The organism is Candidatus Omnitrophota bacterium (genome assembly GCA_016929445.1).
GTDB lineage: Bacteria > Omnitrophota > Gorgyraeia > JAFGIU01 > JAFGIU01 > JAFGIU01.
This window is the reverse complement of record JAFGIU010000077.1, coordinates 1-7648: the sequence shown is the minus strand read 5'-3', so window position 1 is coordinate 7648 and position 7648 is coordinate 1. Positions and strand designations below refer to the sequence as shown.

Annotated in this window: 8 protein-coding genes; all 8 read right to left on the bottom strand. The window is 54.7% G+C overall.

Translation table 11 applies throughout. The features are described 5' to 3' along the window. Positions 1-1353: efflux RND transporter permease subunit (locus JW937_06565; GenBank protein ID MBN1587073.1), on the bottom strand; the 1353-nt coding region annotated here is incomplete at its 3' end. Positions 1354-1372: 19 nt separating this feature from the next. Beyond that, the gene (locus tag JW937_06560; protein ID MBN1587072.1) at positions 1373-2749 is read right to left on the bottom strand and encodes a TolC family protein; all 1377 of its coding nucleotides are present in this window, start codon (positions 2747-2749) and stop codon (positions 1373-1375) included. 58 nt (positions 2750-2807) lie between these two features. Beyond that, positions 2808-3245, bottom strand: a complete 438-nt coding sequence (locus JW937_06555) for a DUF302 domain-containing protein (protein MBN1587071.1) — start codon at positions 3243-3245, stop codon at positions 2808-2810. A 145-nt stretch (positions 3246-3390) separates the two neighbouring features. Then, positions 3391-3588: a zf-HC2 domain-containing protein gene (locus JW937_06550; GenBank protein ID MBN1587070.1), complete on the bottom strand. Its 198-nt coding sequence runs from the start codon at positions 3586-3588 to the stop codon at positions 3391-3393. Further along, entirely contained in the window at positions 3581-4195 is a 615-nt protein-coding gene (locus tag JW937_06545; GenBank protein MBN1587069.1) for a sigma-70 family RNA polymerase sigma factor, read from the bottom strand. Before JW937_06545 ends, JW937_06550 begins: the two co-directional genes overlap by 8 nt. Then, entirely contained in the window at positions 4173-5573 is a 1401-nt protein-coding gene (locus tag JW937_06540; protein ID MBN1587068.1) for a glycosyltransferase family 39 protein, read from the bottom strand. Before JW937_06540 ends, JW937_06545 begins: the two co-directional genes overlap by 23 nt. Next, positions 5570-6709: a hypothetical protein gene (locus JW937_06535; GenBank protein MBN1587067.1), complete on the bottom strand. Its 1140-nt coding sequence runs from the start codon at positions 6707-6709 to the stop codon at positions 5570-5572. Before JW937_06535 ends, JW937_06540 begins: the two co-directional genes overlap by 4 nt. Continuing rightward, positions 6691-7648: glutamate--cysteine ligase (locus JW937_06530; GenBank protein ID MBN1587066.1), on the bottom strand; the 958-nt coding region annotated here is incomplete at its 5' end. The genes JW937_06530 and JW937_06535, both read right to left, overlap by 19 nt.

The following is a 7648-nucleotide window of genomic DNA, read 5'->3' as shown; positions in this document are numbered from 1 at the left end:
GTTCACCGCCTCGATGCTCACATCCAGGAGATTCCGGCCCCGGTTCTTGGGCAGGCGCAAATGCCGCACAATGTTCTCCACATCCACGATCGGGTCGTCCACCAGAATCCCGATGGAAAAAATCAAAGCAAAGAGCGTGATACGGTTGAGCGTGAATCCCAAAAAGTAAAAGGTGGCCAGTGTCAGGGCCAAGGTCATGGGGATGGCTACGGCCACCACGCCGGACTCGTAAATTCCCAGGAACAGAGCAATGAGCACACTCACCCCAATCACGGCAATGCCCATATGAAAGAGCAGCTCGTTGGATTTCTGGGTGGCTGTTTCGCCGTAATTGCGCGTGACCGTCATTTGGATATCCTCAGGCAGCACGTTTCCTTTGAGAAGCGAAACCCTTTCCAGAATCTGATCTGCCAGCACGGCCGCACTCGCGCCCTGGCGCTTGGACACGGCCAAGGTCACGGCGTCATAGGGTCCCTCGTCAGCGTGGGCCGATTCATGTCCGAAGAGGATCCGGACTCCGCGCTCTTCCTCATCCGGCCCCTCCACAACCCGGGCCACATCCTTGAGGTAAACAGGGCTCCCCTGGCTGATCCCGACCACTAATTGCTCAAGATCCTCCACACTCCGGAACAGGGCATTGGCCTCCACCTCCGTGTTCATTCCCTGAGCGGATTCGAGGTGGTGCGCCGGCATCCGGACATTAGCCCCCTGGATCAGCTCCAAGAGCTCCAAAGGACTGAGCAAGCGCTGCTTAAGCTGATTTTCATCAAAGAAAACCTGAAACTGGCGTTTGCGGCCTCCGGTCAATGCAGTCTCCGACACATCCGGAATCGCATTAATCTCCTGGCGCAAGTGCGCCACGCTCCGGCGCAATTCCACCAGATCTTTTTCTTTGGAATGGAAGGTCAGCGCCAGGATCGGCACATCGTTGATGGAACGCAGTTTGATCAGGGGTTGGCTGGCGTCCGGGGGCAGAAAATCCAGATTCGAGTAGACCTTGGAATAGGTCTTGATGGCCGCGAGCTCCTCGTCGTGGCCGACCTCAAAGCGCACTATAAACAAGGCCCCGTTGGGTTCTGCCGTGGAATAGATATACTCCACGCCCGGAATCTCCCAAAGCTTCCGTTCTCCCAGGTTGACAATGCGGCGCTCCACTTGCTCTGCGCTGGCACCCGGGTAAGCCACAAACACATCAAAGACAGGCACCGAAATTTGGGGTTCTTCCTCACGCGGAAGATTGCCGACAGCAAAGACCCCCACCAGAATCGAGGCGGCCACAATCAGAGGCGTGAGCTTGGAGTCTGCAAAATAGCGGACAACTTTTCCGACAAAACCTTCCTTATACTCGCTCATCCTGTTTCCTTTTGCTTTGTTAGGACCCTAGTCTCCGGGAGAGTTGTTGGATATGAGTTTCGTTAAGTTCGCCTGCCAGGGCCATGAGCTGTAAATACCCGAGTTCTGCCTCAACTTTCAGTTGCCCGAGACGCACGCGCGTATCCAAATAAATCTTGCGCAGTTCCAGCAAATCGGCGATGGACTTGCGCCCTTCTTCATAAAGTGGAATGACGAGCCGGACAGCTTCCTCCGCATCCCGGACAGCCTGAGCCGCCTCGGGAACCTGCCGGCGCAAAGCCTGGCAGTGTTGCCAGGCATCCGATACTTCCACAGAAACGGCATCCCTCAACTGCTGCAGATCGCAGCCGAGTTCTTCCAGGACCTGTTCTTGTTCACCCACACGCCCTGCACGGGAAGGATCCCACAGATCCATGCGGCCCAGAAGGCCGGCCGTGTAGTTTTCTCCGGAACCCTCAAAATCCCGGGTATTGCTCTCCACGCGGCCAAAGGCGTTGACCCGCGGAAGATAGGCCCGCTTTTCCTTTTTGAGCCATTGCTCCTGTGCGGCAATCACTTCATGCAAAGCTTTGATGTCCGGCCGATGCGCATGAGCCCGGTCCAACCAGTCAGGGAGCGCGCCCTCTTCCGGCCCCGGCAAAGGCAATTCACCTTCGGGCTTCTGCCCGCTGATCCGGCCCCCGGCCAACACCTCTGCCTGGTGCAAAATCGCCTGCACCCGCGCCTTGGCCTGAAGATCAAATTGTTTAAGGCTGCGCTCCACAACTTGTGCCGCGTAATAGTCTGCGCCCAAGACAACGCCGCGATCCTTTAAATCCTCAGCCTGCTCCAGGTCCTTGAGCGCGGCTTCCAAAACTGCCTGGGAAACCTGGTCGATCTCCTGCCACAAAAGGCTTTCCATATACACCCGGCTTGCGCTCAGCAGCGCTTCCATTCGAAGGCTCTGCTGTCCGTACTCCTCCGAGTTGAGTATATGTTCTGCGGCCTCCACGGAAGTTAAGGTCTGAAACGCGTTGAACAGAGGGATATGGGCCTCAAGCGCCCCTTGGAAATTTGTGCGCGCATCCGGCGAATTGAGCCGGCTGATTTCAAAATCCGCCGCAGTAAAGGACTCTTGTTTGAGTTTGCTGGAAAACACCCCGACCGGGTCATTGGTGCTTCCCACAGACGCCAGGGCGCTGAGCCGGGGCATGTGCCCGCTGCGGGCCTGTCCTTTGCGGGCAACTGCCTGGCTCACCCGCGACAGTTGTTTCCTGAGCGCAGGATAGTATTGCAGGACCAGGGCACTGTATTCCGCAAGCGAAACTTCGGACGCTGCGAAACTGGGCGGTACTACGGGAAACACCAAACTCAACGCGACGCCCAAGACCACCATTTGCTTTTTCCCAGCCTTCATTTCGTTCTTCCCCCCCTCACAATTGACAAGGTCGCCGTGTAATACCGGCATAAATTCTTCAGTCCCTCAACACACTCTTCAAGATCCGCTTTTCATCTCCTGCAACAAGACCTCCCATGATTCTGGCTACATAACCGCCAAAAAATTTCCCCATAAATCCGGTATTCATCCCGGAAATATAGATCTTCTTATTGTTACCCTCGTAAACCCCAAAGGCGCAGGGCATCATTGTCGACAACTCCGGGTTTTGGCTGAGAATATCCTTTGCATACGCACCCTTGCAAAGTTCTACCACTCTTACTTGCCTTTCCAGCGTCACACCATTTTTAGCCATTGCCTCATTCATGTTGCGTATTGCCGGGGATGTCCACCCATTTTCCACAATAGCCGCCTGCAATTTTTGACAAGTTTCCTCCACAGTCAGGTATCTACTCTCATGAATATTCAACATCAGTCCTGGAACCAAAAGGAACAGGGCTAAAATGATGCCGCCCATACCGGCCGTCAATCCCACAAAAAACACAGCGCTCCTGCTTTTCATCTTTTTCTCCTCTGATATTCCACAAAATACACCCATTGCTTCCTATGATGCATCCGGAGCCAAAAGGATTCAGAAAATTTCAAAAAAATCTTACCCTATCTTACGACAGGTACTCCCGGAAAAGGCCCACAGCAGACTTGAGGGTCTCCACAAAATGCCGACATGACGGACAAGAATCCATGTGGGCTTCCAGCCCCTGACAGGAGGCGGAGTCCAAGTCTCCTTCCATGTAGTCGGAAAGGCATTTCCGGAGCCGGGCGCAGCAATCCCGGCCTTTGGGATCAAACTTATCAGGCATAACTGCCCCCGGCAGCAGATTCAAAATAGGGTACCAAGCGCTCTCTTAAAAAAAGCCGGGCCCGGTGCAGCCGGCTCTTGACCGCTGGCACGCTAAGACCGGTCATCCCGGCAACTTCCTGGGCGGAAAAACCCTCCACCTCCCGCAACAAAAAGATGAGGCGCTGCTGCTCCTGGAGTTCTGCCAAGGCTGTATCCATAGCGGCGCGCAGATCTTTATTCTGAAGGGCCCGCTGAGGATCTGTGGACCAATCCGGGATTTCCCGGTCCGCGCCCCCTTCCTCGCCGGCATCAGAACGCAACCAAAGGCTCAGGCTCTCCATCGGCGGCGCAGATTTGATCTTACGGAATTTCATGTAACAGAAATTGGTGGCAATTTTGTAGAGCCAGGCCTTAAATCCGCTCTCACCCCGAAAGGTGTGCAGTTTTTCCCAGGCGCGTAAGAAAGCTTCTTGAAGGGTTTCTTCCGCGTACTCACGATTCCCGCACATGCGCAGGGCAAGATTTAACAGCCGCGGATAATAACGCGCAGCCAACTCCTCAAAGGCTGTGCGTTCTCCTGCCTGGGCCTGCCTGGCGAGTTGTTCATCCGTGGGTATCGGCGGCATCTGTGACATCTCCGGCATCCATATAAAAAAGACTCATCCAATTCATCCGGCGCATTTGGGCGTGTTCACAAAGATAAGCCCGGATCTCCTGTTCACCCGGGGAATTCCAAGTAATCTCGTGATAAACGCAGTGAATTCCGTCTGAAGCTTTGGCCAGAGTGAGCAACTCCTCCAAAGTCTTCGGCGAATGCCACGGCCGCGTGAAATAATACTCGAGCATTTCGGCATTTCGGCCGACTGCCGCCAAGGCTGTCTCCGGACTCGCCCCTTCCTCCAGAGCCCGGATCACTTCCCTGTAGCGGATTTCTTCAGCTCGCTGCCATTGGACCTTGGCACCGTCCGCCAACAAGGCCAGCAACACAGCGGATCCCAACACCCCAATCCCCTGTCTCACTCTCCCGGAAGAATAGGATCCCACAAAACGGACGGTCTGAGCCAGGCCCAAGGCGATAAGCAAAACATAGTAGGGCAGAAGAAAAAAGAAGAACCGGTGGTACAGATCCCAGGGATGTAAGACAATCACCAAAGCCAAAGGCACGGTAAACAGCAATCCCAGGTAAACCGCCAACAAGCGATCGCGTTTCCACAGGGGCCACAGACCCGCGCCCGCCAGGCCCATCCAGAAGAAGGTCTCGGCTCCCGAAGTCCTTCCGCTCAAATACGCAAAGGACTCCAGCACAAAACCGGGATTCCACGGGCCCTGCCCCCGAAGTTGAACTGCGCCCATGAAGCTCTCGAGCACCGGCAAATAGCACAAAAAACTCAAGACCCCGATACTCAAGAAAACCATCGTCCAGGATATCCATGGCGCGGCGTGCCTTTGGGCCCCCAGCCTGCCCAGCATCAGCAACTGCACTCCCACCACACACACGGAATACAGGTGCACATAGATCGCAGCCACGGCAATCAACACATAAAGCGCAAAATCCAGGCGTCTGGGATTTTTCAGGAGCCTCAAAAACACGATTGTGGAAAGCAAGGTAAGACAGAGCAATCCTGAATAGCCGCGAGCCGCATAACTGTAACGGACGAACTCCGGCGAAAGCACCAGCAATAGGGAGCTGAGAAAGGCCGCCTTCATCCCAAAATTCTTCCGTACCCAGGACCAAGTCAAACCCAAAGCGCCCAATGCAAAGGCCAATGCCGGCAAGCGTAGCACCCACTCCGCGGAACCCAAACCCATTCTGCAAAACCATGCCAAAGCTGAATAGCCTAGATGATTGTTGAACATCCGGTACGCGCAGAGGACATCCCGCAGGGAGTCCTTGCTCATGAAGTAATGAAAAGAATAGAGCTCGTCGTAGTCCAGGCTGCATCCCAGCCCGTTTAGCGCCTGCAACACCAGCAAGGCAAAGGGAACGATGAATAAAAAGCTCACGACCCGTTGATCAGTCTGTTTTGAATCAAATATTGAGCCACCAAGGCTGCCTTGACCTGGGCGCCCAATTCATTCACATGTCGCCCGTCCGTCCAAAGTGTGGGATTCTGAGGCATTTCCTCACAAAAGTCATAATAAGGCACGCCTTCTTCAATACAGAGGCGTTTGATGATCCCATTTTGCTCCCGGAATGCGTTCTGATATTCCTCGGAGGCGACCAAGGGTTGATTCCTGAACGCAGGAGACCAAGCAAAGGTCATCAAAACAACGGGTATCTTGTGGGCCCGGCACACGGCAATCATGTTACGAAGGTTTCTCTCAAAATACGTGGGTTTGTTTTGCTCGAGCATCTCACTCGCACTTTGCTCCACAAATACTCCGCTAGGATACTCCCCCCTGGCCTTTTGGTTTCGAAAACCCATCGTATGATTGGTGGCCAGATAGTCGTGGGTGCGCGTATACAACAATCCCACGACCGGCTGCCGTATCCCCAGACGAGCCCGGAGAACCCGGAAAACTGCGCTCCGGTCCCAAATTCCTTCTTGGGGTCTCGCATAGGGTGTGCGCGATCCGGAATTGTCTCCCTTATAGGCCTCATAGGGATAGACCATCCGGGGATGTACATCATTAATCCCGTGATACACAATGACCAGGTCCGGTTCCGTATCCAGAACGCGGAATTCCAAATTGAGCAGGCTCTCCCAAGTCGAGTACTTATCGCACCCGGCGTTAACCACTTCCAAACCGGGTCTCTCGGTCCTTAAGATTTGCTGCAGGACATAGGGGTAACTCCTTTGGTAATCTCTGACGGCTGTGTTGTAAGTGGTGGACCCGCCCAAAAGAGCCACACGATAGGTGCCCGCCGGCTTGGGGATCGCAATCTCCTCCCCCCGGAAGCCCAGCGCGTTGTGCCGGTTTCCACCGCTCTCGTAGCCCGGTTTGGGGATAAAGGGCAGGTAGTGGTGTTGGGAAAAGCGGCTGTTCAGACCTTCCACCTGCGTCACGGTCCCGTAAAGCGCCACTTGCATGGGATCGGCCAGGTTCCTCAACCAAACCCGGGCTGCCAGCTCACCGACCAAGCCTGCCGACAGAATCCCCACAAGGACGGCCAACAATGCTAATCGAAACTTGCGCATTCAAGCTCCATCGCTTTATAGCCCTCATAGCTTTGCCTCAAGACTTCCTCTATGCTGCTTCCCCCCTTATATCGCGCCCGAATTGCGTGCGCCGGCGATTGCTTGTGCGCAAGCATTTCTGCCAACGGACTCAGCAATGCGCATTCGGAATGACTCAAGTGCACGGCAGCCGCGCGAAGCAACTCCCGTGCCCCGCTCCGTATCGAAGGATCCGAAAACCCTTCACGCGCGGAAAGCTGATGCAAGGGTGCATCCGGCGTTAAAGAGCGTAATTTCAAACTCTGATCACGGACCAGGCCCTTGAGCAACGCCAATAGCCCCGCGTAGATTCTGAAATCATCCACACTGTCGCAGGCTTTGAATTCAATGCGCCCAGTCTCCGACTCCAAGCGCGCGGGTTTGGTCAGGGAGGGGCAGCTTTGGATCAAATCCTCTTTTCTTTCCAGAAAGACCAAGGCCGCCGGCCGGGCGCCGGTCCTAAAAAAGGTGCGCACTGAAAGGCCTTCCCAAAGCTTTCCTCTGTAAAAGGGAGAGCTGAAACTGAACGGCACAATAAAGGGTGAGTAAGCCGTTAGCTTCATTCCCGTATCCACAAGTTCCTTCGCATGCATGCCCTTAACCGAGAGATTCAAGTCCGGTCCAAAGGTCATCATGGGCAAGTGAGCTGTCTGTTTTTCAGGAGATTGTTGCCGGCGTTTGAGTTCGTATTCGTTGAGCGGCGGAACCGGGATAAATCCCGGTCTAAAGGGGTTGTAGCTTATCAAAACAGGTTCAAAGCCGCGCGGAGATGCGATAGAACGCAAACGGGCGAAGCTCTGTTCCAACTCCGCAATAGCGCCCCCTATGCTGGGGTGGACTGTGGTGCGAATTTCCATGCCCTTGGGAACACATTCCGTGAGCTGGCCGTTCAGACCAAAACGCTCAAAACCTTCGATATAC